Source organism: Sphingobium sp. V4, assembly GCF_029590555.1.
GTDB lineage: Bacteria > Pseudomonadota > Alphaproteobacteria > Sphingomonadales > Sphingomonadaceae > Sphingobium.
The window spans coordinates 3,114,318-3,139,892 of sequence record NZ_CP081001.1 but is presented as its reverse complement, the minus strand read 5'-3'; the positions used below and the strand labels follow the sequence as shown (position 1 = coordinate 3,139,892).

Annotated in this window: 24 protein-coding genes and 1 riboswitch; of the genes, 15 read left to right on the top strand and 9 right to left on the bottom strand. The window is 67.4% G+C overall.

Annotated elements, in window-relative coordinates; all coding sequences use genetic code 11:
- Positions 1 to 13: 13 nt before the first annotated feature.
- Positions 14 to 490 (top strand): peptide-methionine (R)-S-oxide reductase MsrB, encoded by a 477-nt coding sequence (msrB, locus tag K3M67_RS15535; RefSeq protein ID WP_066864777.1) that lies wholly within the window; start codon positions 14 to 16, stop codon positions 488 to 490.
- Here the strand turns inward: msrB and K3M67_RS15530 are convergent.
- The 5 genes from K3M67_RS15530 to purH all read right to left on the bottom strand — a co-directional run bounded on the left by K3M67_RS15530 (position 477) and on the right by purH (position 6,606).
- On the bottom strand, positions 477 to 2,288 hold the full coding sequence (locus K3M67_RS15530; protein WP_285831921.1) for a hypothetical protein: 1,812 nt from the start codon (positions 2,286 to 2,288) through the stop codon (positions 477 to 479). The genes msrB and K3M67_RS15530 overlap by 14 nt on opposite strands.
- Complete coding sequence (locus tag K3M67_RS15525) at positions 2,266 to 2,688, bottom strand: GtrA family protein (protein ID WP_066864780.1); 423 nt, start codon at positions 2,686 to 2,688, stop codon at positions 2,266 to 2,268. Before K3M67_RS15525 ends, K3M67_RS15530 begins: the two co-directional genes overlap by 23 nt.
- Before the next feature lie 4 nt (positions 2,689 to 2,692).
- Entirely contained in the window at positions 2,693 to 4,216 is a 1,524-nt protein-coding gene (locus tag K3M67_RS15520) for an NAD(P)/FAD-dependent oxidoreductase (RefSeq protein WP_285831920.1), read from the bottom strand.
- Between the two features lie 235 nt (positions 4,217 to 4,451).
- Positions 4,452 to 4,784 carry a UrcA family protein gene (locus K3M67_RS15515; RefSeq protein WP_066864786.1) on the bottom strand — a complete coding sequence of 111 codons (333 nt, stop codon included), beginning with the start codon at positions 4,782 to 4,784 and terminating at the stop codon, positions 4,452 to 4,454.
- A 232-nt stretch (positions 4,785 to 5,016) separates the two neighbouring features.
- Positions 5,017 to 6,606 (bottom strand): bifunctional phosphoribosylaminoimidazolecarboxamide formyltransferase/IMP cyclohydrolase, encoded by a 1,590-nt coding sequence (gene purH, locus K3M67_RS15510; RefSeq protein ID WP_066864789.1) that lies wholly within the window; start codon positions 6,604 to 6,606, stop codon positions 5,017 to 5,019.
- A 142-nt stretch (positions 6,607 to 6,748) separates the two neighbouring features.
- On the opposite strand from purH, the gene K3M67_RS15505 reads away from it, so the two are divergent.
- The 9 genes from K3M67_RS15505 (at position 6,749) to K3M67_RS15465 (ending at position 13,250) form a co-directional block, all read left to right on the top strand.
- Positions 6,749 to 7,378 (top strand): nicotinate-nucleotide adenylyltransferase, encoded by a 630-nt coding sequence (locus K3M67_RS15505; RefSeq protein ID WP_285831919.1) that lies wholly within the window; start codon positions 6,749 to 6,751, stop codon positions 7,376 to 7,378.
- Between the two features lie 12 nt (positions 7,379 to 7,390).
- Positions 7,391 to 7,780: a ribosome silencing factor gene (gene rsfS / locus K3M67_RS15500; protein WP_066864794.1), complete on the top strand. Its 390-nt coding sequence runs from the start codon at positions 7,391 to 7,393 to the stop codon at positions 7,778 to 7,780.
- A gap of 43 nt (positions 7,781 to 7,823) precedes the next feature.
- Positions 7,824 to 8,246 (top strand): 23S rRNA (pseudouridine(1915)-N(3))-methyltransferase RlmH, encoded by a 423-nt coding sequence (locus K3M67_RS15495; RefSeq protein WP_066864797.1) that lies wholly within the window; start codon positions 7,824 to 7,826, stop codon positions 8,244 to 8,246.
- Between the two features lie 51 nt (positions 8,247 to 8,297).
- On the top strand, positions 8,298 to 9,533 hold the full coding sequence (locus tag K3M67_RS15490; protein ID WP_066864800.1) for a murein hydrolase activator EnvC family protein: 1,236 nt from the start codon (positions 8,298 to 8,300) through the stop codon (positions 9,531 to 9,533).
- Between the two features lie 104 nt (positions 9,534 to 9,637).
- Positions 9,638 to 10,990, top strand: a complete 1,353-nt coding sequence (locus tag K3M67_RS15485) for a S41 family peptidase (RefSeq protein ID WP_066864803.1) — start codon at positions 9,638 to 9,640, stop codon at positions 10,988 to 10,990.
- 111 nt (positions 10,991 to 11,101) lie between these two features.
- Entirely contained in the window at positions 11,102 to 11,584 is a 483-nt protein-coding gene (locus K3M67_RS15480; RefSeq protein WP_066864805.1) for a disulfide bond formation protein B, read from the top strand.
- Positions 11,581 to 12,135 carry a demethoxyubiquinone hydroxylase family protein gene (locus K3M67_RS15475; RefSeq protein WP_066864808.1) on the top strand — a complete coding sequence of 185 codons (555 nt, stop codon included), beginning with the start codon at positions 11,581 to 11,583 and terminating at the stop codon, positions 12,133 to 12,135. Before K3M67_RS15480 ends, K3M67_RS15475 begins: the two co-directional genes overlap by 4 nt.
- Before the next feature lie 41 nt (positions 12,136 to 12,176).
- The gene (locus tag K3M67_RS15470) at positions 12,177 to 12,740 is read left to right on the top strand and encodes a hypothetical protein (protein WP_066864811.1); all 564 of its coding nucleotides are present in this window, start codon (positions 12,177 to 12,179) and stop codon (positions 12,738 to 12,740) included.
- A gap of 93 nt (positions 12,741 to 12,833) precedes the next feature.
- Positions 12,834 to 13,250, top strand: a complete 417-nt coding sequence (locus K3M67_RS15465; protein ID WP_066864814.1) for a hypothetical protein — start codon at positions 12,834 to 12,836, stop codon at positions 13,248 to 13,250.
- On the opposite strand, the gene K3M67_RS15460 is transcribed toward K3M67_RS15465, so the two are convergent.
- Both K3M67_RS15460 and K3M67_RS15455 read right to left on the bottom strand, forming a co-directional pair.
- The gene (locus K3M67_RS15460) at positions 13,247 to 15,097 is read right to left on the bottom strand and encodes an ABCB family ABC transporter ATP-binding protein/permease (RefSeq protein WP_285831918.1); all 1,851 of its coding nucleotides are present in this window, start codon (positions 15,095 to 15,097) and stop codon (positions 13,247 to 13,249) included. The genes K3M67_RS15465 and K3M67_RS15460 overlap by 4 nt on opposite strands.
- Before the next feature lie 82 nt (positions 15,098 to 15,179).
- Positions 15,180 to 15,689 (bottom strand): Ivy family c-type lysozyme inhibitor, encoded by a 510-nt coding sequence (locus K3M67_RS15455; RefSeq protein ID WP_285831917.1) that lies wholly within the window; start codon positions 15,687 to 15,689, stop codon positions 15,180 to 15,182.
- A 135-nt stretch (positions 15,690 to 15,824) separates the two neighbouring features.
- Here K3M67_RS15455 and K3M67_RS15450 point away from each other — a divergent pair, with 135 nt between their 5' ends.
- Both K3M67_RS15450 and K3M67_RS15445 read left to right on the top strand, forming a co-directional pair.
- Positions 15,825 to 16,274, top strand: a complete 450-nt coding sequence (locus tag K3M67_RS15450) for a hypothetical protein (protein ID WP_285831916.1) — start codon at positions 15,825 to 15,827, stop codon at positions 16,272 to 16,274.
- A gap of 90 nt (positions 16,275 to 16,364) precedes the next feature.
- Positions 16,365 to 17,027 carry a DUF6891 domain-containing protein gene (locus K3M67_RS15445; RefSeq protein ID WP_066864827.1) on the top strand — a complete coding sequence of 221 codons (663 nt, stop codon included), beginning with the start codon at positions 16,365 to 16,367 and terminating at the stop codon, positions 17,025 to 17,027.
- Positions 17,028 to 17,124: 97 nt separating this feature from the next.
- Here the strand turns inward: K3M67_RS15445 and K3M67_RS15440 are convergent, their stop codons facing one another.
- Entirely contained in the window at positions 17,125 to 17,322 is a 198-nt protein-coding gene (locus K3M67_RS15440) for a hypothetical protein (RefSeq protein WP_066864830.1), read from the bottom strand.
- 160 nt (positions 17,323 to 17,482) lie between these two features.
- Positions 17,483 to 19,414, bottom strand: a complete 1,932-nt coding sequence (thiC, locus tag K3M67_RS15435) for a phosphomethylpyrimidine synthase ThiC (RefSeq protein ID WP_269747281.1) — start codon at positions 19,412 to 19,414, stop codon at positions 17,483 to 17,485.
- Positions 19,415 to 19,451: 37 nt separating this feature from the next.
- Positions 19,452 to 19,562: riboswitch (TPP riboswitch) on the bottom strand.
- A 37-nt stretch (positions 19,563 to 19,599) separates the two neighbouring features.
- On the opposite strand from thiC, the gene K3M67_RS15430 reads away from it, so the two are divergent.
- The 3 genes from K3M67_RS15430 to K3M67_RS15420 all read left to right on the top strand — a co-directional run bounded on the left by K3M67_RS15430 (position 19,600) and on the right by K3M67_RS15420 (position 25,569).
- Positions 19,600 to 19,911, top strand: a complete 312-nt coding sequence (locus tag K3M67_RS15430) for a hypothetical protein (protein WP_285831915.1) — start codon at positions 19,600 to 19,602, stop codon at positions 19,909 to 19,911.
- Positions 19,908 to 22,031: a prolyl oligopeptidase family serine peptidase gene (locus K3M67_RS15425; protein WP_285831914.1), complete on the top strand. Its 2,124-nt coding sequence runs from the start codon at positions 19,908 to 19,910 to the stop codon at positions 22,029 to 22,031. Before K3M67_RS15430 ends, K3M67_RS15425 begins: the two co-directional genes overlap by 4 nt.
- Before the next feature lie 163 nt (positions 22,032 to 22,194).
- Positions 22,195 to 25,569 carry a transglutaminase family protein gene (locus tag K3M67_RS15420; RefSeq protein ID WP_285832953.1) on the top strand — a complete coding sequence of 1,125 codons (3,375 nt, stop codon included), beginning with the start codon at positions 22,195 to 22,197 and terminating at the stop codon, positions 25,567 to 25,569.
- The last annotated feature ends 6 nt before the right edge of the window (positions 25,570 to 25,575 follow it).

Below are 25,575 nucleotides of genomic sequence, written 5' to 3'. Positions count from 1 at the left end.
TAAGGCTCGCGCCATGAACCGGCGGCATTTCCTGGGTGGCGTCGCGACCGGCGCGGCTGCGCTGGCGCTGTGGCGATTTGGTCCCGCGCAGGCGGAACCGGCCTATCCCTACCGGCTGACCGATGCCGAGTGGCGCCGGAAGCTCAGCCCCTGGGCCTATAAGGTGCTGCGGCAGGAAGCGACCGAATATCCGGGGAGCAGCCCGCTCAACAAGGAGCATCGCGCCGGCATCTTTTCCTGCGCCGGCTGCGGGCAGAGGCTGTTCAGTTCCAGGACCAAGTTCGACAGCGGCACCGGCTGGCCCAGTTTCTGGGCGGCGCTGCCCAAGGCGGTCGGCACCAGCCGCGACTTCGCGCTGGGCTATCCCCGCACCGAAGTGCATTGCGCGCGCTGCGGCGGGCATCTGGGCCATGTGTTCGACGACGGGCCACGGCCCACGGGCAAGCGCTATTGCATGAACGGCGTGGCGCTCGCCTTCAGTCCTTCCTGACGCGGTAGATGCGCAGCGGCGGCGTGGCGGGCAGCCGCTCCAGCCAGTCGGGGGTCTGGTTGCGCGAAAGCCGGGTGGCAAGGCTGTCGTGGCCGCTCTGCGTGTAGAGCAGAATTTCGTTCATGCGGGCGCACATCACCAGATAGTCGGCGCCCCGGCCGGCCTTCACCCCCATCACGTCGGCGCGCGCATCGTCCGGCGCGGCGAGGAAGGCATGGGTGACGGCGTTGATGCCGATGACATTGCGATGATGACCCGTGCCCACGACCGAATGGGCCGTGTGGACCAATATGTCCGGGCCGATGTCGAGCGGCGCGAACAGCAGCGATGGCGGCAGCGCGCGCAGCGGCGCCAGCGTGGCTGGTGAACGACAATTATCCTTCTTGATCGGCACGCTGGGTTCCGCCGATTCGGCAAGGGTGGCCCAGACGGAGGCCAGGCTGGCCGGGGTCAGCAACGCCAGCGCGACCGACATCAGCACGCGCAGCGGAGCGCTGCCCAGCGCCCGGATGCGATGGAACAGTGTGACCAGCAGCCAGACCGTGCCGGGCAGCGCGAAGACATGGGCGACGGTCATCGCGCGCATGACCATGGCGGACATGATCAGCGCGCCCAGCAGCAATGCCGCCATGACCAGCCATTGCGTCCGCGCCTCCGCGTCCCGCGCCATCCATGCCGCCGCCACCGTCGCACCCAGGCCTAACAGCGAGGGCAGCAGGCTGACGCCCGCGATCGACAGCGTCTGTTCCCACAGAGGCCGTCCTTCCATCACCCGCATATACCATTGTTCATAAGCCAGCGGCGTAAGCTGGTGGAAGGGACCAGCGGTCAGGCAGTCCGCGCCGAGCCATAGCAGTGCGCCGAGCGCGACCATACCGCCGAGGGCGGGCGCGATCAGGCGCGAGACGGCATGGCCGCCGGCCGGAAAGCGGCTTCCGGCAACCACGACCAGAGCGAACAGCGCCAGCGGCCACGCATAGACGGCGGACAACCCGTCGCACTGCGACTGGACGAGCGCGGACGTTCCATGGGTGACGAGCAGCAGCAGCAGCGCGGCACCCGCGAGGGCAGCGGCATAGGCGGTCAGGCGGACGCTTTCGCGGGCGTCGATGACATGACGCAGGACGAACAGGGCGCCGAACAGGGCGGCATAGGGCAGCGACTCCGTCGAAATCTGGAGCCAGGTCGCGATCGCAAGCCCGGCGAGCAGTCCGCCCCGCCCCCGCTGCGGATCGAGTGCGCCGCCCAGCGCGATCGTCGCCATCAAAATCTGCCAGCCATGATGATCGATCCGCATCGGCGTGAACTGGATCAGGATGGTCGGGGTGAGCAGCAGCAGCGCGATCACGAGCAAGGCCGGTACCGGCGTCAGCAGCAGCCGTGCGGCCCGGAACGTCGCCAGGCACAGCGCGCCGAGCGTCAGCAGTGGCACGATGGCGCAGGCGAGTATCTCGGCGAGCGGCTGCCCGACCAGCGGACGGGCAAGCAGGATGATCGCCGCGATCGGCATGTCGACCAGGCGCGACCAGTGCATCGGGCCGCCGGTGGGCGGATTGATGCGGTGCTGGCTGATGTCGAACCAGCCCTGCCCGCCGATCCAGTCCCGCACCTGTTGCAGGCGCATGGCGTCGTCGGTGTCCATGAACATCAGCTGCGCGATTTCCGCGTGGAACACGAGCAGCATCGCGACCGCGTAGACGGCCCACATGCCGACGAGCGGCAGGAGTGGTCCGGTCGATGCCGTCAATCCGCCGCTGCGGATCGGCAGGACGGGTTCAGGAGCGAGCGAAGACGACATGTTTGCGCACCAGATAGACGGTGGTGAAACTGACCAGCACGGCCATCGCCTTGGCCAGCGCGGCTGGCGTGCCGACGGCGCCGAGCGCCGAGACCGTGCCCACGGTCAGGGCCAGGCCGATCAGCCCGCTCAGGACGAAGCTGGCGCGCTGGCCATGGCTGGGCGGTCGGGCGCCGTCGCCGAAGACGAAGCGCACCGACAGCGACCAATGGACCAGCAGGCCCGTGGCATAGCCCAGAAACGCAGCCCATCCGGCCGGCATCAGCCATTGCGACAAGGCCAGGAACAGGGCGGTATCGACACACAGGGCGCCGATGCTGACGATGAGGTAGCGGGCCAGCATCAGGCGCAGGGCGAACTGGCCCAGCCGCCCCGCGATGCCGGCCGACCGGCCGACCATCGGGTCAGGCCGCCTTCAGCCGCGACGGCACGGCGCGGACGCCGGCGAGAGCCGCCTGCGCGTCCATGTCCTGCCCTTCCTCGCCCGCTTCATGATATTCGGCATCCTCATTGACCTGCCATACGTCGTGGACGCGCGATCCGGCGACGATGTTGCGCACGGTCAGCATCGCCGTCATCATCGCATGGTCCTGATTATTGTAGCGGTGCATCCCGTTGCGGCCGACCATGTGGAGCGTGGGATAGCGGGCCTCCAGTTCGGTCCGCATCGCCAGCACATTGGCGGCATAGGCGTCGTCATAGACCGGATAGGCCTTTTCCTGCCGGACCACCGCGCCGCCGACCACGTCGGCCGGGTCGCACAGGCCCAGCGCGGCCATTTCCGTCTTGGCGAGTTCGACCAGGTCCGCGTCGGTCGAGGACCAGAGACCGTCGCCCTCGAAGCAGAAATATTCAAGGCCCACGCAGGCGAGCGTCGGGTCCGGCACCATTTCCGGCGACCAGCTGCGGAAATTCTGGATGCGGCCGACCAGCACCTTGGGATCGTGGATATAGATCCAGTTGTCGGGGAAGATGTCCTCGCCCTTCACCATCAGCGCCACGGTCAGGAAGTCGCGATATTTGAGGTCCATCGCCTGGCCCAGGGTCGTCGGCAGCGGATGGATGCGGCCCGCCAGCTCGCGCATCGGTGCGGAACTGATGACATGGGCGGCGTTGATGGCGATGTCGCCCTCCGGTCCCTGCGCCACGAGCCGCCAGCGGTCACTGGCCTGATCCTGCTCCAGCCGCTTGAAGCTGTGCGCCATCAGCACCTGGTTGCCACCCTCGACCACCCGGTCGCGCGCGGCTTCCCACATCATGCCGGGGCCAAGACGGGGATAGCGGAAGCTTTCCAGCAGCGTCTTGGTTTCCATGCCGTCATTGGGCTTCCTGTTGAGCCCGAGCGAGCGCTTCAGCCCGTCCTTGACCGCACCCCAGAGCGACAGCCCCTTGATCCGCTGCGCCGCCCAGTCGGCCGACATTTCGTCACACGGCATCCCCCACACCTTTTCGGTATAGGTCTTGAAGAAGATGGAGAAGAGTTTGTGGCCGAAGGCATTGACGGTCCAGTCCTGGAAGGACTTGACGTCGCGGTTCGGGAAGAGGCGGGCCTTGGCGAAGCTCGCCATGCAGAGGGTCGAGCGCCACACGCCCAGATTCCACAGCGCCTCGAACGCGCGGAGCGGATAGCTGTAGAATTTGCCCTCATAATATATGCGGCTCATCCGCGGACGCTGGATGAAGTCGTCGGGCAATATCTCGTTCCACAGGTCGACGACCTGCTGCGACTTGGAAAAGAATCGGTGGCCGCCAATATCGAATCGGAAGCCGTCAAGCTCCACCGTCCGGCTGATGCCGCCCACATAAACGGGATCCTTTTCGATCACCGTGACGCTATAGCCCTGTTTGGTCAGAAGATATGCGGCGGTCAGGCCAGCCGGGCCGGCCCCGATGATCGCAACATCCACAGTCTGGTCGATACGCGGCATGGCAACTTCTTCCCCCGGATGGTCCGTCGTGCCGCCCGGAGTGAAGGAAATCCTCTAAGGACTGGTTAATGGCCGGTAAGGACAATCCTTGGCCGGCAGCAGAAAGGGCCGCTCCACCATGGTGGAGCGGCCCCCGGCAGTCCCCTTCGTGCGGGGAACGCGTCCGCGATCGGACGGGTCGGCCCTGTCGGGCCAGGCCGAATCGCGGAGAAACGGGCGGCGATCAGTTCGCGGATCAGCCCTGGCGCTGCGCCAGTGCGTTCAGGTCGCTGCGCGCGCCCTCGATCGCGGTGCCGAAGCAGTTGCGATAATCCTCCGTCACCGGCAGGATCGAGCCGTTCACGAAGCCGCACACCTGCTTGGACGCGCGGACCAGCCGATAGTCGGCGCGGCGCAGACCGCTGGAACTGGCAAGGTTGAGGTCGGCCACGGACACGGCGATGGAGCGGGTTTCAGCGCCGGTATTGCCGTCGACGATCACATCCATGTCGTTGCTGCCGGCGCTCGCCATGCCGGGCAGCGCAAGGGCAAGCGAGGCGGCCAGAGCCACCAGCGTTTTTCTGGTCATCCAAGTCTCCTGTCGAACGAGTTTCTCTGTCTTCCGCCCCACGTCTGACGTGGAAGTAGGGTCTCGCTCTAAATAAGCGCACAGGCCGTTCTTGAAAAGAGGCCACTTGATAAAAAGTGGCGGTTTTCCGCGATTTTGCGGGTGCGAAGACGGCGCCTTCGCACCCGCGTCAAGAGTGTGGATGCCGCATGGGCCGGGATGTCGGCCGGATGCGGCAAACAGGACAAGGGCTTCAGTGGCGGAAGTGGCGCATCCCGGTGAAGACCATGGCGAGGCCGGCATCGTCGGCGGCGGCGATCACTTCATCGTCGCGGATCGAGCCGCCCGGCTGGATCACCGCCGTCGCGCCGGCCTCCACCGCCGCCAGCAGGCCGTCAGCGAAGGGGAAGAAGGCGTCGGAGGCGACCGCCGATCCGATCGTGCGCGGGGTGGACCAGCCGGCCTTTTCGGCGGCGTCCTTCGCCTTCCACGCGGCGATGCGCGCGGATTCGAGGCGGTTCATCTGGCCCGCGCCGACGCCTGCGGTGCTGCCGTCCCTGGCATAGACGATGGCGTTCGACTTCACATGCTTGGCGACGGTCCAGGCGAAGAGGCAGTCCTTCAGCTCCTGATCGGTCGGGGCGCGCTTCGTAACGACCTTGAGCGCGTCACGGTCGACCTGGCCATTGTCGCGGCTCTGGACCAGCAGGCCGCCGGCGATGCTCTTGATCTGAAGGCCGGGGCGCGCCGGATCGGGCAGGTCGCCGGTCAGCAGCAGACGGAGATTCTTCTTCTTCGCGAAGATCGCCCTGGCTTCCTCATTGGCGTCGGGCGCGGCGACGACTTCGGTGAAGATGCCGCTGATCGCTTCGGCGGTCGGGCCGTCGAGCGGGCGGTTGACGGCGATGATGCCGCCGAAGGCCGACACGCTGTCGCAGGCGAGCGCGGCCTCATAGGCCTCGATCAGCGTGTCGCCGGTGGCGACGCCGCAGGGATTGGCGTGCTTGACGATCACCACGGTCGGCGGACCGTCGCGAAACTCGCTGACCAGCTCCAGCGCGGCGTCGGCGTCGTTATAATTGTTGTAGGAGAGTTCCTTGCCCTGGATCTGCTCGGCCTGGGCGATGCCGTTGGCGGTCGGCCCGACCGGCAGGTAGAGCGCGGCCGACTGGTGAGGATTTTCGCCATAGCGCAGGGTTGCGCCGAGCTTGCTCGACACGGCGAGCGTCTCGGGGAACATGACGCCCTGATCGGCGAAGGCGAACCAGCTGGCGATCATCGAATCATAGGCGGCGGTGGCCGCATAGGCTTTCGCGGCCAGCATCCGGCGGAAGTCGTAGCTGGTGGCACCGCCCTTTTCGTCCATTTCCGCTATCAGGCGGGCATAGTCCGCCGGATCGGTGACGATCGCGACGCTTTCGTGATTCTTCGCGGCGGAGCGGACCATGGACGGGCCGCCAATGTCGATATTCTCGATGATCTCGTCGCGGTCCGCACCTTTCGCGACCGTGGCGGCGAAGGGATAGAGATTGACGACGACCAGGTCGATCGCACCGATAGCGTGCGCCTCCATCGCGGCGACATGCTCCGGGTTGTTCCGCACCGCCAGCAGGCCGCCATGGACCTTGGGATGCAGCGTCTTGACGCGACCATCCATCATTTCGGGGAAACCGGTGAGGTCGGAGATGTCCTTGACCTCCAGACCCGCGTCGCGCAGCGCCTTCGCGGTGCCGCCGGTCGACACCAGTTCGACGCCATGCCTGCCCAGCGCCTGGCCCAGTTCGATAAGGCCCGCCTTGTCGGAGACGGACAGGAGGGCGCGCTTGATGGTGACGTCGGACATGGCAAGGACTTTCTACAGGCAAGGGCGGGACGCGTTCGCGCCGCCCCTTAGTCCCGACCGGGGAAAAAATACAGCCCCGAGCGCCGTCGCGCCCGCGGGCAATGCCATTGCCGCCTTGCCCCCGCACTGGCATGGGGTGGCCATGAGACGCATCGGCCTGCTCGGCGGTTCCTTCAATCCGGCGCATGGAGGGCATCGCGCCATTTCCCTGTTCGCGCACCAGGCCCTGGGGCTGGACGAGGTCTGGTGGCTGGTGTCGGCGGGCAATCCGCTCAAGCCCGCCAAGGGCATGGCGCCGCTCCCCGCCCGCGTCGCCCGCGCGCAACGGGTCGCGCGCCGCGCGCCGATTCGCGCCACCGCGATCGAGCGTCCGTTGCGCACCCGCTACACGATCGACACGCTGCGCGCGCTGGTCCGCCGCTACCCGCGCCATCGCTTCATCTGGCTGATGGGCGCGGACAATCTGGCCCAGTTCGGCCAATGGAAGGACTGGCGCGGCATTGCGCGGCAGATGCCCATTGCCGTGGTCGCCCGTCCCGGCTATGATGACGTTGCCCGTGGCTCTGCGGCCATGAGCTGGCTGCGGCGCTTCGTCCGGCCCGCGCGCCAGAGTGCAGAATGGACGAATTGGAGAGTGCCGGCGCTCGTGCTATTGCGCTTTTGCCCTGATCCAAGATCGGCGACCCTGCTGCGGCAGGCGGACCCCCTCTGGCATCGCGAATATGAAGCAACGCGTGTGCGCGATCCGCTCACGCGCCGGTATATCGTCTAGATTGGAGTTTTTTTGACCAGACCCGCCCCTGCCAACGATACGGCGCCCAGCGCCGATTCCGTGGCCGCCCTGCACGCCCTTGTCATGCAGTCGCTCGACGACGACCAGGCGCAGGAAACCATCTCCATCCCCCTGGAAGGCAAGAGCAGCATCGCCGATCACATGGTGATCGCGAGCGGCCGCTCGTCGCGCCAGGTCGCGGCGATGGCCCAGCATCTCGCCGAGAGGATCAAGAAGGAAACGGGCCGCTCCGCGCGGGTCGAGGGCCTGCCGGTCGCCGACTGGGTGCTGATCGACGCGGGCGACGTGATCGTCCATCTGTTCAAGCCGGAAGTGCGCAGCTTCTACAATCTGGAACGGATGTGGGGCTTCGTCGACACGCCGGTCGCGGGCACCGCCTGACGCGCCCTTCGACAGGCGGGCGATGAAGGGCTAGGGAGCAGCCATGCTGCTCCACATCATCGCGCGCGGAAAGATCGGGCGTTCCCCCGAAGCGGATCTGGTCGACCGTTACGTCAAGCGGCTGACCATGCCGCACAAGATCACCGAAATGCCTGACCGGGGCGGCAAATTGCCTCCCGTCGGTCCCGGCACAGTCACGGTCATGCTGGACGAGAAGGGCAAGCAGCTTGGCTCCATGGACTTTGCCCGGCGAATCGAGGGCTGGCGCGACGCGGGCACGCGGGAATGCCGCTTCCTGATCGGGGCCGCGGACGGGTTCGGCGACGCCGAGCGGGCGAGCGCGGACCTGCTGGTCGCCTTCGGCGCGATGACCTGGCCGCACATGATGGCGCGCGCGATGCTGGCCGAGCAGCTCTGGCGCGCCTGTTCGATCCTCGCAAACCACCCCTATCATCGCGAAGGGTAGAAACCGGCCGGATTTCCGCCTAGTCAGGGACGACAAGGGTCGGGACAACGGGTGAAGCGCAGCATCCTCATCGCAGGCGGACTGGCGGGCTTGTCCGCCTTCGCAGCCACGCGCCTGCCCGCCGCCGACGACAGCGCCATCATCCTGCCGGGCACCGCCGGCACGACCCTGGCGCAGGAGCAGCAGGCGCTCCGGGCCGCCCGCCGCCAGTCGGACGAGGCCCGCGACCGCTCCGCCCGCCTCGACCAGCAGGCGGCCACCGCCCGCGACGAGGCCGAGCAGGCGCGCCGCCGCGCCGCCGCCGTCGCCGCCCGCATCCAGCAGGCGGAGGCCGACATCCAGGCCGCGCAGGCCCGCATCGCCATCATCGCGCGGATGCAGCGCGCCCAGGCCGCCCGGCTCGCGACCAGGCAGGAGCCGATCGTCCGCCTGACCGCGGCGCTCCAGATGATGGCGCGCCGCCCGCTGGGACTGGCGCTGGTCCAGCCCGGATCGGTCGGCGACGCGGTCCATATGCGCGCGGTGCTGGGCCAGATCCTGCCCGTCATCCAGCAGCGCACCGCCGGCCTGCGCGCCGAACTGGAGAAGAGCCGGGCGCTCCGCGCCACGGCGCAGCAGGCCGCGGACGCCCTGACGCAGGCGCAGAGCGACCGCAGGCAGCAGCAGACCGCGCTTGCCGCGCTGGAGGCGCAGAAGCGCATCGCCGCCCGCGACTATCGCGCCAATGCGGGACTGGAAAGCGAACGCGCGCTGGCGCTGGGCGAACGCGCCCGCGACATTGTCGACCTGATGAACCGGCTGGAGGATGCAGGCGACCTGCGCGACCGGCTGGCCGCCCTGTCCGGCCCGCTGCTGCGCCCCGCCCGCCCCGACCGGGCGGGCGCCGCGCCGCCGGAACGCACCGCGTCGGCCGGCGGCCCGCCCCCCTATCGCCTGCCGGTGATCGGCCAGCTCGTCACCGGCATGGGCGAGGTCAATGACGGCGGGGTCCGATCACGCGGCCTGACGCTGGTGACGCAGCCCGGCGCGCAGGCGATCGCCCCCACAGCCGGTCGCGTCGCCTTCGCCGGTCCCTATCGCGACTATGGCCAGATCCTCATCATCGACCATGGCCAGGGCTGGACCACGCTCATCACCGGCCTGCACCGCGTCACCGCGCAGGTCGGCGACAGCGTGCGCCAAGGCGAACCCGTCGGCGTCACCGGCGCGGAACGGCCCAACATCACCGTGGAACTGCGCCGCAACGGGCGGCCGGTGGACATCGTGCCGCTGGTGGGGCTGGGTTAACCCGACGCTCATCGACGCTGCGCGATGGTCCATCGAAGCGCGCTTTTGCGTCGGGACGCGAATCGGCTTATGGTGGGTCGCAGATGCCGGAATCAAGGACAGCCATGAAATCCACCTTCCTCCAGGGCGCGATCGCGCTCGGGGCGCTTGCGCTCATTCCCGCCACCACCGCGGCGCTCGCCGATGGGGAGGCGTCGAGCTACAAGGCGCTCGATGAATTCATGGACGTGTTCCAGAAGGTCCGCAGCGACTATGTCGAGAAGGTCGACGACGAAAAGCTGATCAAGGGCGCGATCGACGGGATGCTCGCCAGCCTCGATCCACACAGCAGCTTCCTCGACGCGCGCGACTTCCAGAATCTGCGCACCCAGACGGAGGGCAGCTATGGAGGCCTCGGCCTCTCGGTCACGCAGGAGGATGGCGCGGTCAAGGTGATCGCGCCGACGCAGGATACCCCCGCCTGGCGCGCCGGGATCAAGGCCGGCGACTATATCACCCATATCGACGGGCAGCTCATCTACGGCGGCACGCTGGACGAGGCGGTCGACAAGATGCGCGGGCAGCCGGGCACCAGCCTGAAGCTCACCATCGTGCGCGCCGGACGCGACAAGCCGATCGACCTTACGCTGACGCGGGAGATCATCCAGCTCAAGCCCGTCAAATGGGAAGTGAAGAACGGCATCGGCGTCATCAACATCGTCAGCTTCTCGGCCAATACCGGGGCGGACGTGCGCCAGGCGATCCGCAGCATCGACAAGAGCCTGGGCCACAAGCCGACCGGCTATATCCTCGACCTGCGCTCCAACCCCGGCGGGCTGCTGGACGAGGCGGTGTCGGTCAGCGACGCCTTCCTGGAGCGGGGCGAGATCGTGTCGCAGCGCGGCAGGGCCAAGGGCGATGTCGAACGCTATTATGCCAAGCCCGGCGACGATGCGAAGGGCCTGCCGGTCATCGTGCTGGTCGACGCGGGATCGGCGTCGGCGTCGGAAATCGTCGCGGGCGCCTTGCAGGACCAGCATCGCGGCCTGGTGATGGGCGAACGCAGCTTCGGCAAGGGCAGCGTCCAGACCATGCTGCCGCTCAGCAACACAACGGCGCTCAAGCTGACCACGGCCCGCTATTACACGCCATCGGGCCGCAGCGTGCAGGAAGGCGGCATCCAGCCCGACATCCGCGTGCCGCAGCTGTCCGACCCCGATTACAAGAATCGCCCCAAATTCCGGGAAAGCGACCTGCGCCGCCACCTGATCAACGAGATCAAGACCGACGACAAGGCGCTGGAGGAGGATGCGAAGGACGATCCGCGCTTCGCGATGACAGCCGAGGAGCTGAAGAAGAAGGGCGTGGAGGATTTCCAGCTCGACTATGCGCTCAAGACGATCGCGCGCCTGGCCGGCACGCCGGGCGCGACCGTCGCGGCGGCGCAGGTCGCCGCGCGCAAGCCGGGAGCGAAATAGATCGCCGGCCCAGCCTCCATGCGCGTCGATCCGATCGGGGCGCGAACGGAGGCTGGGCAGGTGCCCCAAGTTCAGCATGACGAAAGCAATCCAAGGCTTTAAGCGGGCGATATGAAGAGCCTTTCTCTCGCCCGCGCCCTCGCGCTGCTGACGCCGGTCCTGCTGCTGGGCGGCGCCTATGCTTCCCAATATATTGGCGGCCTCCATCCATGCGAAATGTGCTGGTGGCAGCGTTATCCCCATATGGCGGCGATCCCGCTGGCGCTTGTCGCCTATGCCGTGCGGGGGCGCGCCTGCATCAGCGCGCTGTTCGTGGGGCTGGCGGGCCTGGCCATCGGCATCAGCGGCGGCATCGGCCTGTTCCACGCCGGGGTCGAATATGGCTGGTGGGAAGGGCTGACCACCTGCTCCACCGCTCCCACCGGGGGCAGCGCGGCCGACCTGCTGAACCAGATCATGGCCAGCCCGATCACCCGGTGCGACGTGGCGCCCTGGAGCCTGCTGGGCATTTCGCTGGCGGGCTATAACGGCCTCTTGTCCGGCGCGGCCGCGCTCGCCATCTTGGCGTTGCTTCTGAAAGCGAGGAAGGCATGAGCGGGCAAAAGGATTTCCCCCGTCCGGGCAAGCGCCTGACCGACGCCGACCGCGCCGCGATGCTGCGCGTCGACCAGGCGGGCGAATATGGGGCGACGCGCATCTATGCGGGGCAGCTCGCCGTGATGGGCGACCGCCATCCCTATGGCCGGCTGATCGCGGGCATGGCGAGCCAGGAGGAGCGGCACCGGGAAGCCTTTGACGCGATGATCGCGCGGCGCGGCGTGCGCCCGACCGCGCTGGCACCGGTCTGGAAGGTCGCCGGCTTCGCGCTTGGCGCCGTCACCGCGGCCATGGGACCGAAGGCCGCCATGGCCTGCACCGCCGCGATCGAGACCGAGATCGACCGGCATTATGCGGAGCAGCTGGAGCAGCTGGGCCAGGCCGACGCGGAACTCTCCACCGCCATCGCGGATTTCCAGGCCGAGGAAGTCGAGCATCGCGACGCTGCCCTGGCCCATGGCGCGGAGCAGGCGCCCGCGTATCCGCTGCTGTCGGGTGCGATCCGGCTGGGCTGCCGCGCCGCGATCGCCCTGTCGAAACGAATTTGAACCCTGCATTTTGAACCCGGGCATCTGACAAGGACGGACCGATGATGAAACGCTCCATGATCGCCATGCTGGCGCTGGTCGGCACCGCCGTCCCCGCGCTGGCGCAGCAACCGACCGCGCCGACCGCCGCCACCAGCGACGGCACGGAGAAGGTCAATATCGTCATCGTCTATGGCGATGACAGCTGTCCGCCGAGCCAGGGCGGCGACATCGTCGTGTGCGCGCGCAAGGAGGAAAAGGAACGCTATCGCATCCCCGAGCCGCTGCGCGGCGATCCCAACAAGCCGAGCAACCAGGCCTGGGGCGAGCGGGTGCGGTCGATGGAATATGTCGGCCGGTCCGGCACCGAAAGCTGTTCGCCATCGGGCGCGGGCGGCGCGACCGGCTGCTTCGCGCAGCTCGCCCGCCTTGCCAAGGCGGAGCGGCAGCAGGCCGACAATGCCAGCTGGAAGGATCTGGTCGCGGCCGAGCGCGCCAAGCGCCTGTCGACCATCGATGCCGACAGCGAGGCGATCGAGGCGCGGGTGAAGGCGGAAGAAGCGGCGGAAGCCAAGGCCGGGCAGCAGACGCCGCCGCAGGACACCACTTCCCCGCCGCAAAATTGACGGACAGGGCGGTCCCGCGCCGTCCTTATCCACAGGTCCGGGAACTGGGCAACCCGGACGCTCGCACCACAGGGGAATGAAGGACCAGCATCTATGCCAAGTTACGGCGCACTTTCCCCGAAAATCCCTACCCTGACCGGCCTTGCTCTGGCCGCCCTGATCCCGCTGTCCGCGACAGCGCAGCCCGCGCCGCCGCCGGAACGGACCATCAACCTGCTGGTCTATGGCGACGATCCCTGTCCGCAGGGCAAGGGCGACGAGATCGTCGTGTGCGCCCGGCGTCCGGAAGCGGAACGCTATCGCATCCCCAAGAAGCTGCGCGAGAAGCCCGCGCCGGTCGGGAGCCAGGGCTGGGGTAGCCAGGTAGCGACGATGGAGCAGGTGCAGCGCCAGAATCTGCCCAACAGCTGCTCGGTCAACGGCGCCAATGGCTTCACCGGCTGCACCGCCCAGATGCTGGCGCAATGGTTCGCCGAACGGCGAATGCAGCAGAGCGCCGGCGAGCCTTAAGAAAGCGGCCGCATCACCTCGAAGACGTCCTCCACACCCGGTTCGGCGGGGGCGACGGCACGCTCGGCCGCCTGGCGCGTCCACATGGTGGCATAGAGTCCGTCGGCGCGGACCAGATCGGCATGGCGGCCGCGTTCGACGATGCGGCCCTGATCCAGCACGATGATCTCGTCAGCGTCGACCACGGTTGAGAGGCGGTGCGCCACCACAAGCGTCGTGCGCTTGCGGCTGATGTCGCGCAGCACGGTCTGGATTTCGGTTTCGGTGCGGCTGTCGAGCGCGCTGGTCGCTTCGTCCAGCACCAGCACCGGCGGGTCTTTCAACAGCGTTCGCGCGATGGCGACCCGCTGCTTCTCGCCGCCCGACAATTTGAGGCCGCGCTCGCCCACCCGGGTGGCGTAGCCTTGAGGCAGGCTGAGGATGAAATCGTGGATCGACGCGGCCCGCGCCGCCGCCTCTATCTCCGCCTGGGTCGCGCCTTCGCGGCCATAGCCGATATTATAGCCGACCGTGTCGTTGAACAGCACCATGTCCTGCGGCACGATGCCGATGGCGGCGCGCAGGGAATGCTGGCCGACCCGGGCTATGTCCTGCCCGTCGATCGTCACATGGCCGCCCTGTATGTCGTAGAAGCGGAAGAGGATGCGGGCGATGGTGGACTTGCCCGCGCCGGACGGACCGACGATCGCCAGCGTCCGGCCCGCCGGAACGGTGAAGCTGACGCCATGGAGGATCTCCCGTTCCGGATCGTAGCCGAAGCGGACCTGATCGAAGCGGACCTCTCCCCCCGAAACATGGAGCGCGGGCGCGTTCGGCGCGTCGGCGACCTCGGCCGGCGTGTCGATCAGCTGGTACATCGCCTCCATGTCGATCAGCCCCTGGCGGATGGTGCGATAGACCATGCCGAGCAGGTCGAGCGGACGGAAGAGCTGGGAGAGGAGGGTGTTCACCAGCACCACGTCGCCGGTGGTGAACTGGCCCCGGCTCCAGCCCCAGACGGTATAACCCATGGCGCCGGCCATCATCAGGTTGGTGATCAGCGACTGGCCGATATTGAGCCAGGCGAGGCTGTTTTCCGACTTGATCGCGGCCTGGGCATAGCGGCGCATGGCGGTGCCGTAGCGCTTCGCCTCGCGATCCTCCGCGCCGAAATATTTGACCGTCTCGAAATTCAGCAGGCTGTCGACGGCATGGGCGACGGCGCTGGTGTCCATGTCCACCATGTCCCGGCGCAGCTGGTTGCGCCATTCGGTGACGGTGCGGGTGAACCAGATATAGGCGACGACCATGACCAGCGTGGCGACGACCAGGCCGGGACCGAATTTGACGAAGAAGATGGCGCAAACCGCGACCAGTTCGATGATGGTCGGGGCGATGTTGAACAGCAGGAAATAGAGCATCGTGTCGATGCTCTTGGTGCCGCGCTCGACGATCTTGGTGACGGCGCCGGTGCGGCGGTCGAGATGGAAGCGCAGCGAGAGGCGATGGAGATGGACGAAGACATCGTCCGACAGGCGACGGCCAGCCTCCTGCCCCACATTTTCGAAGACGGCGTTGCGCAGATTGTCGAACAGCACGCTGCCGAAGCGGGCGCCCGCATAGGCGACGACCAGCGCGATGGCGAGGCCGGCCGCAGGCTCCAGCCCCGGCGCCATGCGGTCGATCGCCGCCTTGTAGGCGAAGGGCATGGCGAGGCTGACCGCCTTGGCCAGCAGCACCAGCCCCATGGCGAGGACGACGCGGCGGCGCAGCGCGGGGGCGTCCGCCGGCCAGAGATAGGGCAGGAAGCGCCGGAAGGTCGCCCAGATGGGCGGAAGGGGCGTGGCGTCGGGCGTGTCGGGCGGCATCCTGCGCCATTTAGACGCTTTGGCCCGCATATCCAATGGCGCAGGCAGGAAAGGCTTTTGCCGCCCCGCCGCGCGACGACGATCAGCTTTCGACCTCCGGGCATTTTCCGGCGCGCTTTTCCTCCCGGCCGCCGCTGAACCAGCGCGTCTCGTCGGTCGCCACGCTCTCGTCGAAATAGCAGATTTCCGCAGCCCCGCTCCTGGGGTCGACCAGCGTCACCCATTGGTGCGGGCCGCAATTATGCGCCTCGCACGACCAGGAGGCGACGCGGCCGCCAACCATGGCGATGGGCGTGGAGGGGCCGCCGTCCTCCAGCACCCATTTGCGCACCGTCTCGTCCGTGACCGCTGTCTCCACCGCCCGGACCACCACCGGATCGTCATGCCAGCTATGGTCCCCGACCTTGTCGAAGGGATAATGATCGACATAGCGGGAAAATCGGTCGCCTGTCGGCACGGCGGCGGTGACATTGGCCGGCGCGGCGCCATTGTCGGCCCTGTTGGAGGCCTGCCGGTCCGCCCCTCCCCCCGAGCAGGCGGCGAGCGCAAGGGCGGCGATCAGCGGCGTCGTCAGGAGCAGGCGGCGGGGCATGGTCGATCCTCTGCAAGTCAAGGGTCGGGCAAATGGTGCGGTGTTCGCATCGAGGAGGCAAGGGAGATGGGCGGCGGAAACGGGCGGGCCAATCGTCTGGCAGGATGACTGCCCCCGTCCGAAAGGCCCCTGCCCATGCGTCTTCCCTCTGTCGCCGCCCTGCTGCTCGCCATGGGCTGCCTCCCCCCCGCCATGGCGCAGGATGCCGCGCCGGGCGCGGACGGGCCGCTCAAGGTCGAGAATTATTACCGGGTGAAATGGGGCGGGATGGGCGAGTTCCTGCGCATCTACCGCAAGCAGCATGAGGCGTTGCTGCGCGAGATGATGCGGCAGGGCCACATCATGCAAGTGACGGTCGAGATGCCCTTCACCCATATGGGCGGCAGCACGCGATGGGATGTCCGCACCACCATCGTCTATCGCCATGGCGCCGACGGCGTCGGCGCGGGCACGGCCTACAAGGCGGCGATGGCGGCGGCCAGGGCACGGCTGTTTCCCGACAAGGCCGCCTTCGACGTGGAGGAGGCAAAACGCGGTGCGGTGACCGAGGATCATTGGGACGTGGTGATCGAGCCCGCGCCGTGAAAAACGGATTGCGACACCCCTTTTCCTTTGCCTTCGGGCGCGGCATGATGGCCGCAACGCGACGCAGGGCGGGGTAGCAGGACGGGGCGCATGTTCGGGGCTTTGTGGCACAGGATTTTCGGGCGGAAGGCGGACATCGTGGAATCGGAGGGCGTCGTACCGCCCTATGATCCGATCGCGGCGCTGCGCGACCAGGTGCGGCGCGACGTGACCGGCGGCTTCTACGACGAGGATGCGATCCTCACCAACGCGCATGAGCTGTTCGAGGAGGAATTGCCCCGGCCGGTGCTGCGGCGGGAAGCGTCGGCAGCGTTGCGCGCGGCGCTGGCCGACCATCGCGCCGCCGAGCAGGGCTGGACCGCCCTGACCGACTGCGACCGGCTGGACGCCGCCTTCGCCGCGCTGGAGGCAGAGGGCGTGATCGCGCGCCAGAATTTCACCTGCTGCGGCACTTGCGGCGCGTCCGAAATCTGGGACGAGGTCGAGGCGGCGCAGCAGGCCGGAGAGCCGGTCGAGGGCTATGCCTTCTTCCACATGCAGGACACGGAGTCGGCGGTCGAGGGCCATGGCCTCTACCTCAATTACGGCGCCTGCGTGACGGGCGAGGACGCGGCGATCGCGATCGGCCGGCGCATCGTCGACCAGCTGGAGGCGCATGGGCTGGCGACCGACTGGGACGGCAGCTGGGGCCAGCGGATCAATGTGGCGCTGGACTGGAAGAAACGGCGCGGCGTGCTGGTGCTGGAAGGCTGAACGGCGCGACCGGCGCGAAGTTCACACCGTCGTCGGGCTTTTCCGGCCCAAAGCGTCTGCTTCGCGCCCGGAACACGCTTGGAACGCGTCCCTTCCATCATGGCGCTTCATCCGGGAAAGCGCCCTGTTCCATCGCCTGCGGACGCGCCCACCAATGATCGTGGAGCATCATCGCTTCGTCCCAGTTGCGGTCGAAATCGGTGCAGGCGAGGCTGCGGCGCAGCCGGTGCGCGCTCGACGGCGACATGCCCACGGCGCGCGCGGCAGGCCGGACACGGCAGAGTTGCAGCAGCACGGCAAGGAAACGCGCCTGGCGCGGGGGCGCCCGGCGGCGCCTTGCCGGACGCTGGCGGGTGGGGTGCGAGGCCCTTGCCGACGATCCAGACAGGCGAATTTGGTGAGTTGCTCCCCTTCGCCTGGCTGAACGCGTCGACCGTCTGTCTTCATAATCCGCCTCAATCATGCTCCCTGCCGCCGGCGCCCATATAGAGTTCGCTGCCCTTTTCCTTGAACAGGCGGCTCATCTCTTCCATGCCCTTGAGCGCGGCGGCCTTGCTGGCTTGCGCGACTTCCGTGCCGGTGAGGCCCGCCTCCAGGAAGCCGTCGGCGGGCTGGTTCTTTTTGGCGGCAAATTCCCGCACTTCCTGCGTGATCTTCATCGAGCAGAATTTGGGGCCACACATCGAACAGAAATGCGCGCTTTTCGCGCCTTCGGCCGGGAGCGTCTGGTCGTGATATTGTTCCGCCGTGTCGGGATCGAGTGACAGGTTGAACTGGTCGCGCCAGCGGAATTCGAAGCGGGCGCGGCTCAGCGCATCATCGCGAACCTGCGCGGCGGGATGCCCCTTGGCGAGGTCGGCGGCGTGGGCGGCGAGCTTGTAGGTGACGACGCCGACCTTCACGTCGTCGCGGTCGGGCAGGCCCAGATGCTCCTTGGGCGTGACATAGCAGAGCATCGCCGTGCCATACCAGCCGATCTGCGCGGCGCCGATGCCGGACGTGATATGGTCGTAACCCGGCGCGATGTCGGTGGTGAGCGGCCCCAATGTGTAGAAGGGCGCTTCACCGCAGACCTGGAGCTGCTTTTCCATATTTTCCTTGATCTTGTGCATGGGCACATGGCCCGGCCCCTCGATCATCACCTGCACATCCTGTTTCCAGGCGCGGTGGGTCAGTTCGCCCAGCGTGTAGAGTTCGCTGAACTGCGCTTCGTCATTGGCGTCCGCGATCGATCCGGGGCGCAGGCCGTCGCCGAGGCTGTAGGCGATGTCATAGGCCTTCATGATCTCGGTGATCTCGTCGAAATGCTCGTAGAGGAAGCTTTCCTTGTGATGGGCGAGGCACCATTTCGCCATGATCGAGCCGCCTCGGCTGACAATGCCGGTGACGCGCTTCGCCGCCATCGGGATGTAGGCGAGGCGCACGCCCGCATGGATGGTGAAATAATCGACGCCCTGTTCCGCCTGCTCGATCAGCGTATCGCGGAAAATGTCCCAGGTCAGGTCCTCGGCGATGCCGCCGACCTTTTCGAGCGCCTGATAGATGGGGACGGTGCCGATCGGGACGGGCGAGTTGCGCAAGATCCATTCGCGCGTGTCGTGGATGTTGCGGCCGGTGCTGAGGTCCATGACGGTGTCCGCGCCCCAGCGGATCGACCAGACCAGCTTGTCGACTTCGCTCGCCACGTCGGAGGCGACCGCCGAATTGCCGATATTGGCGTTGATCTTGACCAGGAAGTTGCGGCCGATCGCCATCGGCTCGGATTCCGGGTGGTTGATGTTGGACGGGATGATGGCGCGGCCGCGCGCCACTTCGTCGCGGACGAATTCCGGGGTCACATAGTCAGGGATGGAGGCGCCCCAGCTTTCGCCGTCGCGGACATAGGAAGCGAGGCGGGCGCGGCCGAGATTTTCGCGCTCGGCCACATATTCCATTTCCGGCGTGATGATGCCCCGGCGGGCATAGTGCATCTGCGACACGTTGCCGCCGGCCTTCGCACGCAGCGGGCGCTTCACCACATTGGGGAAGGGCTGGACCCCGGCCGAGCGGTCCGGGCCTTTAAGACCATTATCCTCCGGCTTGATCTCCCGCGCGTCATATGCCTCGACATCGCCACGCGCCATGATCCAGTCGCGGCGCAGCGCGGGGAGGCCCGCCATGATGTCGATGCGGGCGTCGGGATCGGTATAGGGACCGGACGTGTCATAGACGCGGACCGGCGGCTCGCCGCTGGAGGGTTCGAGGTCGATTTCGCGCATGGCGACGCGGAGCGGGCCGACATGAATCTTGCGCGAGCCGCGAATGGGGCCGGTGGTAACGCGCATTTCGGCGCGGCCCGCGGCGCTTCCAGCCGAAGCCCGCTCAATCAAGGAATCAACGTCTGCCATCATAACTCTCCTTCGGGCGGAAAGAGAGTGCGGGCGGTGTCACGGCGCGCTCCCTCCCTACGCCGGTGTCAACCGGATCAGGTTCAGCGGGTCGCAGCCACATCAGCCGCCTCTCAACCGTCTGTGGACGGTCCCCCGGGGATGCTGGACAGGATAGGGGCGAAACGGCACAAGGTCCAGCATCTATGTCGGATCATCCCCGCCCCGATCTTTCGCGACCCGATCTGTCCACCAAGGCTGGGCGCAAGGCGCTGCGGCACGAGATGCGGATGGTGGCGGTGCGGCCGCGGCGCTGGGGATTGTGGCTGCTGACGGCGGGCTTCCTGGCGCTGATGGCGCCCTCGGCCTTCGGTGTCCACGCGATCTTCGGATGGTCGCCCAGCCTGATCGGGATCGTCCTGATGCTGGCGGCGTTACCCTTACTGGCGGCGGGCGCGCTGCTGCGGCGCCGTTACCGGCGGGGTCGGATGATGGGCGGGGGGACCGGACGGACATGAAGAAAAGGATTTTGAGCTTGGTTTCCGCTGCCCTGCTGACCGGCGCCGGTGCGCCGCCCTCCCCGCCCTCCGATGCCGCCGACGATCCGTTCGTATGGCTGGAGGACTGGACCGGCCCGCGCGCGATGCAGTGGGTGGAGGCGGAGAACAAGGCGACGGTCGCCGCCTTCCGGAATGATCCGCGCTATGCCGGTTATTACAGCGATGCCCTGGCCATCGCGTCGGCCAAGGACCGGATCGCCATGCCGATGCTGGTCCATGGCCGCATCTATAATTTCTGGCGCGACGCCGATCATCCGCAGGGCATCTGGCGCTACACGAGCGAAGCCGATTATGCGACCGACGCGCCGCGCTGGACGACGGTGCTGGACCTGGACGCGCTGTCGAAGGCGGAAGGCAGGAAATGGGTGTGGAAGGGCGCGACCATCCTCGATCCCGAGGAGCGGCTGGTGCTCGTCAACCTGTCCGATGGCGGCGAGGATGCCGTCACGCTGCGCGAGTTCGACCTGGAGACGGGCCAGTTCGTCAAGGGCGGGTTCGATATTCCCACCTCCAAGCAGAATGTGGACTGGCTGGACCAGGACACGCTCCTGATCGCGCGCGACTGGGGCGAAGGGTCCATGACCAAGTCGGGCTATCCCTTCGTCATGAAGACATTGAAGCGCGGCGCGGCGCTGTCGGCGGCGGAGGAGGTGTATCGCGGCGAGGCCAGCGATCAGGTCGGCACCTATCCGATCATCCTGACCGACGGATCGGGCAACCGGGCGGCCTTCCTCTATCGCGGCGTCACCTTCTTCGGCAACGAGACCTATCTGGTGACGGATGGCGGCGTGAAGAGGCTGCCGCTGCCGACCAAGAGCAATGTGCAGGCCATGGTCGATGGGCAGGTGCTGATCCAGACGAGCGAAGCGTGGACGAGCGGTGGTATGACCGTGCCTGCGGGCGCTCTGGCCGCCGTGCCGCTCAAGGCGCTGCAGTCGGGCGAGGTGCTGAAGCCGCACATCCTGTTCGCGCCCGATGCGCGCCAGTCGATCGACGGCGTGACGGCGACGAAGGGCCATGTGATCCTGGCGATCAACGACAATGTGCGCGGGCGGGTGCAGGTGCTGACACCCAAGAAGGTAGATGGGGGCGCGGCGGGCTGGACCAGCAGGCCGGTGGCGCTGCCCGACAATGCCACCATCTCCATCGCGAGCGCGACCGACAAGAGCGACACGGCCTATCTGTCGGTCGCCGGTTTCCTGGCGCCGACGACCCTCTGGGCGATGGATGCGGCCGATCCGAAGCCTGTTCAGGTGAAGGCGATGCCGGCGCGCTTCGATGCGACGGGCCTTGTGGTCGAGCAGTATGAGGCGACGTCGACCGACGGGACGAAAGTCCCCTATTTCATCGTCCACCGGAAGGACATGAAGAAGGATGGGTCCACGCCGACGATCATGACCGCCTATGGCGGCTTCGAGGTGCCGATGACGCCCAGCTACGCCGCGATCACCGGCAAGCTGTGGCTGGAGCGGGGTAACAGCTTCGTGCTCGCCAATATCCGGGGCGGCGGCGAGTTCGGCCCGGCCTGGCATGAGGCGGGGCTGAAAACCAAGCGCCAGATCATCTATGATGATTTCGCGGCGGTGGCGCAGGATATTTTCGCGCGGAAACTGTCCAGCCCCAGGAAATTCGGCATTTATGGCGGGTCCAATGGCGGGCTGTTGATGGGGGTCGCGTTCAACCAGCATCCCGAGCTATGGAACGGGGTAGTGATCCAGGTGCCGTTGCTCGACATGATCCGGTACGAGCAGATCGCGGCCGGGGCATCCTGGGTCGACGAATATGGCAGCGTGTCGGTGCCGGAGGAAAAGGCGTTTCTGGAGACGATTTCGCCCTATGCCAATATCCGCAAGGGGGTGAAATATCCCACCCCCTATATCTGGACGACGACCAAGGACGACCGCGTCGGGCCGCAACATGCCCGCAAGTTCGCAGCGCGGCTGAAGGACTATGGCATCCCCTATCATTTCTACGAGGACACGGCCGGCGGCCATGCAGGCGACGCCGACATCGAGCAGGGCGCGCGGTTGCAGGCGATGCAGATGGTCTATTTCAGCCAGAGGCTGGAGGAGCAATGAGCCCTACGGCCTGACGGAAAGGGCACGCCGAGGTAGTTCGGCCCCCTCCACCGCCTTCGACAGTCCCCCTTCCCTTCGAGGGGGGATCATGTCGGAGAGGAATCTTCTGCCCCGCACGCCGATTGCTGTTGCATTGCAGCAAGGGGTGGCGTTTGATCGGCATATGCTCAAGGCCGCGCTGCACCACCTCACCGCCTACCGCTACAGCCGTCCGATCCGGCTCGGCCCGCAGGTCATCCGCCTCCGTCCCGCGCCGCACAGCCGGACCAAGGTGCCCAATTATGCGCTGAAGATCGAACCGGCGGGCCATTTCCTCAACTGGCAGCAGGACCCGCACGGCAACTGGCTGGCGCGGATCGTCTTTCCCGAGCCGGTCGATCATTTCTCCATCCAGGTCGACCTGCTCGCCGACCTCGACATCATCAATCCCTTCGACTTCTTCGTCGAACCTTATGCGGAGGACTATCCCTTCGCCTATGACGAGCAGCTCCGGACCGACCTGGCCGCCTATTTCGACCTGGAGGATCAGGGGCCGCTGTTCGACGCGCTGGTGGCCGAATATGACGGGCGCACCAGCCGCACCGTCGATTTCCTGGTGGAGGTGAACCGGCGGCTGCAACAGCGGGTCGGCTATGTCATCCGCATGGAAGCGGGCGTGCAAAGCCCGGAGGAGACGCTGGACATCGGCACGGGGTCGTGCCGCGATTCGGCCTGGCTGCTGGTGCAGCTGCTCCGCCGGCTGGGCTTCGCCGCGCGGTTCGTGTCGGGCTATTCCATCCAGCTGGTCGCGGACGTCGAGCCGCTGGACGGTCCCAAGGGCGTGACGCAGGACGTGGTGGACCTCCATGCCTGGGCCGAGGCCTATGTGCCGGGCGCGGGCTGGGTGGCGCTGGACGCGACCAGCGGCATGTTCGCGGGCGAGGGCCATATCCCGCTCTGCGCCACGCCCCATTATCGCTCCGCCGCGCCGATCAGCGGCATGGCCGAGCCGGCCGAGGTCGACTTCAATTTCGCCATGAGCGTGTCGCGCATCGCCGAGGCGGTGCGGATCACCAGGCCCTTCACCGACGCCCGCTGGGACGCGGTGATGGCGCTGGGCGCGCAGGTGGACGCCGATTTGGAGCGCCAGGACGTGCGCCTGACCACCGGGGGCGAGCCGACCTTCGTCGCGGAGGATGGCGGCGATGCGGGTGAATGGAATGGCGATGCGGTGGGGCCGACCAAGGCGGCCTTCGCCGACCGGCTGATCCGCAAGCTGCGTGACGACTTCGCGCCGGGCGGCCTGCTGCACCATGGGCAGGGCAAATGGTATCCGGGCGAAAGCCTGCCGCGCTGGGCCTATGCGGTCTATTGGCGCAAGGATGGCGTGCCGCTGTGGCGCGACGCGGCGCTGATCGCCAATGACGAGCCGCCGGAAGGGGCGCGCGCGGTGAGCGCGGCGGATGCGCAGGCTTTCCTTGCCGCCCTTGCCGGCAATATGGGCTTTTCCGCCGACTATACCCACGCCGTCTATGAAGACCCGGCGGTGTGGGCGGTCAAGGAAGCGGAACTGCCGATCAACACCAGCCCGGAAGCGCCCGAGATCAGCGATCCCGAGGCGCGGGCGCGGATGGTCAAGGCGTTCGAGCGCGGGCTGGACCAGCCGGTGGGCTATGTGCTGCCGGTGCAGCGCTGGCAGAGCCAGGTCGCCACGCCGCGCTGGCAGAGCGAGATCTGGCAGCTGCGCCGGGGCAGGCTGTTCGCGGTGCCGGGGGATTCGGCGCTGGGGTACCGCCTACCGCTGGGGTCGCTGCCCTATGTGCCGCCGTCCGACTATCCCTATATCCATCCGCGCGACACCAGCGAGCCGCGCGGGCCATTGCCCGACTATCGCGCGCAGGTGACCGAGCCGGCGACGCGCGAGGAGGTCCAGGCGCAGGCCATGGCCCAGGCGGTGCAGCGGGTCGGTGATGTCGAGGGCGGCGCCGCGCGGCAGGAGCGGGTCGAGCAGGTGCTGATCGAGGGCGCGGTGCGTACCGCCATCACGGTCGAGCCGCGCGGCCATTATCTGTCGGTCTTCCTGCCGCCGGTCGAGGCGCTGGAAGATTATCTGGAGCTGATCGCGCAGGTCGAGGCGGTGGCCGAGACGACCCGTAGCCCGGTGCGGATCGAAGGCTATGCCCCGCCCCCCGACCCGCGCCTGAATGTGCTCAAGGCCACGCCCGATCCCGGCGTGATCGAGGTCAACGTCCATCCCGCCGGCAGCTGGAACGAGACGGTCGATATTACCGAGCGCCTCTATGCCGCCGCGCGCGAATGCCAGCTGACCGCCGACAAGTTCATGGTCGACGGCCGGTCGGTCGGGACCGGCGGGGGCAATCATATCGTTCTGGGCGGGCCGAGCCTGGATGATTCGCCCTTCATCCGGCGGCCCGACCTGCTCAAGAGCTTCGTCCTCTACTGGCAACGGCATCCCTCGCTCTCCTACCTGTTCTCAGGCCTGTGCATCGGGCCGACGAGCCAGGCGCCGCGCATCGACGAGGCGCGGCATGACGGCCTGTACGAGCTGGAGATCGCGCTGGCGCAGGTGCCCGATCCGATGAAGGAGGGCGTGGACCGGTTGCCGCCGCCCTGGCTGGTCGACCGGCTGCTGCGCAACCTGCTGGTCGACGTGACCGGCAACACCCACCGTACCGAAATCTGCATCGACAAGATGTTCTCCCCCGACGGGCCGACCGGGCGGCTGGGGCTGCTGGAGTTTCGCGGCTTCGAAATGCCGCCCGAGGCGCGGATGAGCCTGGCCCAGCAATTGCTGATCCGCGCGCTCACCGCCTGGTTCTGGCGCCAGCCGCAACAGGGCGGGCTGGTGCGCTGGGGCACGGCGCTGCACGACCGGTTCATGCTGCCCCATTTCGTCTGGGCCGATTTCCTGGAAGTGCTGGGCGACCTGAAAGGGGCGGGCTATGCGTTCGATCCCAACTGGTTCGAGGCGCAGCGCCAGTTCCGCTTCCCCATTCATGGCACGGTGGATGCGGGCGGCGTGGGGCTGGAGATCACCCATGCGCTGGAACCCTGGAACGTGCTGGGCGAGACCGGCGCGATCGGCGGCACGGTGCGCTATGTCGATAGTTCGACCGAGCGGTTGCAGGTGCGCGCGACGGGGCTGGTCGCGGGGCGGCATATCGTCGCCTGCAACGGCCGGCAGGTGCCGATGTCGGCCACGGCGGTGCCGGGCGAAGGCGTGGGCGGCGTCCGCTACAAGGCGTGGGCGCCGGCCAATTGCCTGCACCCCAACCTGCCGGTCAATGCGCCGCTGACGTTCGACATACTGGACAGCTGGAGCGGCCGTTCGCTGGGCGGCTGCGTCTATCATGTCGCGCATCCGGGCGGGCGCAACTACGACACGCTGCCGGTCAACGGATATGAGGCGGAATCGCGGCGCAAGGCGCGGTTCCAGGATCATGGCCATACGCCGGGGCCGGTCGAGATGCCGGCCGCCGAAACGCCCGGCGAATTTCCGATGACGCTCGATTTGCGGTTCCGGCATCCGGGCGGCTAAGGGTGA

Excerpts from the sequence above, each read along its gene's own strand:
- msrB (WP_066864777.1), top strand. The coding sequence starts at position 14 with ATGAACCGGCGGCATTTCCTGGGTGGCGTCGCGACCGGCGCGGCTGCG.
- K3M67_RS15450 (WP_285831916.1), top strand. The coding sequence starts at position 15,825 with ATGCGTCTTCCCTCTGTCGCCGCCCTGCTGCTCGCCATGGGCTGCCTC.
- K3M67_RS15425 (WP_285831914.1), top strand. The coding sequence starts at position 19,908 with ATGAAGAAAAGGATTTTGAGCTTGGTTTCCGCTGCCCTGCTGACCGGC.
- K3M67_RS15495 (WP_066864797.1), top strand. The coding sequence starts at position 7,824 with ATGCTGCTCCACATCATCGCGCGCGGAAAGATCGGGCGTTCCCCCGAA.
- K3M67_RS15475 (WP_066864808.1), top strand. The coding sequence starts at position 11,581 with ATGAGCGGGCAAAAGGATTTCCCCCGTCCGGGCAAGCGCCTGACCGAC.
- K3M67_RS15420 (WP_285832953.1), top strand. The coding sequence starts at position 22,195 with ATGCTCAAGGCCGCGCTGCACCACCTCACCGCCTACCGCTACAGCCGT.
- K3M67_RS15530 (WP_285831921.1), bottom strand. The coding sequence starts at position 2,288 with ATGTCGTCTTCGCTCGCTCCTGAACCCGTCCTGCCGATCCGCAGCGGC.
- K3M67_RS15455 (WP_285831917.1), bottom strand. The coding sequence starts at position 15,689 with ATGCCCCGCCGCCTGCTCCTGACGACGCCGCTGATCGCCGCCCTTGCG.
- K3M67_RS15505 (WP_285831919.1), top strand. The coding sequence starts at position 6,749 with ATGAGACGCATCGGCCTGCTCGGCGGTTCCTTCAATCCGGCGCATGGA.
- thiC (WP_269747281.1), bottom strand. The coding sequence starts at position 19,414 with ATGGCAGACGTTGATTCCTTGATTGAGCGGGCTTCGGCTGGAAGCGCC.
- K3M67_RS15525 (WP_066864780.1), bottom strand. The coding sequence starts at position 2,688 with ATGGTCGGCCGGTCGGCCGGCATCGCGGGGCGGCTGGGCCAGTTCGCC.
- K3M67_RS15430 (WP_285831915.1), top strand. The coding sequence starts at position 19,600 with ATGTCGGATCATCCCCGCCCCGATCTTTCGCGACCCGATCTGTCCACC.
- K3M67_RS15445 (WP_066864827.1), top strand. The coding sequence starts at position 16,365 with ATGTTCGGGGCTTTGTGGCACAGGATTTTCGGGCGGAAGGCGGACATC.
- K3M67_RS15470 (WP_066864811.1), top strand. The coding sequence starts at position 12,177 with ATGATGAAACGCTCCATGATCGCCATGCTGGCGCTGGTCGGCACCGCC.
- K3M67_RS15520 (WP_285831920.1), bottom strand. The coding sequence starts at position 4,216 with ATGCCGCGTATCGACCAGACTGTGGATGTTGCGATCATCGGGGCCGGC.
- K3M67_RS15485 (WP_066864803.1), top strand. The coding sequence starts at position 9,638 with ATGAAATCCACCTTCCTCCAGGGCGCGATCGCGCTCGGGGCGCTTGCG.
- K3M67_RS15515 (WP_066864786.1), bottom strand. The coding sequence starts at position 4,784 with ATGACCAGAAAAACGCTGGTGGCTCTGGCCGCCTCGCTTGCCCTTGCG.
- K3M67_RS15465 (WP_066864814.1), top strand. The coding sequence starts at position 12,834 with ATGCCAAGTTACGGCGCACTTTCCCCGAAAATCCCTACCCTGACCGGC.
- K3M67_RS15460 (WP_285831918.1), bottom strand. The coding sequence starts at position 15,097 with ATGCCGCCCGACACGCCCGACGCCACGCCCCTTCCGCCCATCTGGGCG.
- purH (WP_066864789.1), bottom strand. The coding sequence starts at position 6,606 with ATGTCCGACGTCACCATCAAGCGCGCCCTCCTGTCCGTCTCCGACAAG.
- K3M67_RS15480 (WP_066864805.1), top strand. The coding sequence starts at position 11,102 with ATGAAGAGCCTTTCTCTCGCCCGCGCCCTCGCGCTGCTGACGCCGGTC.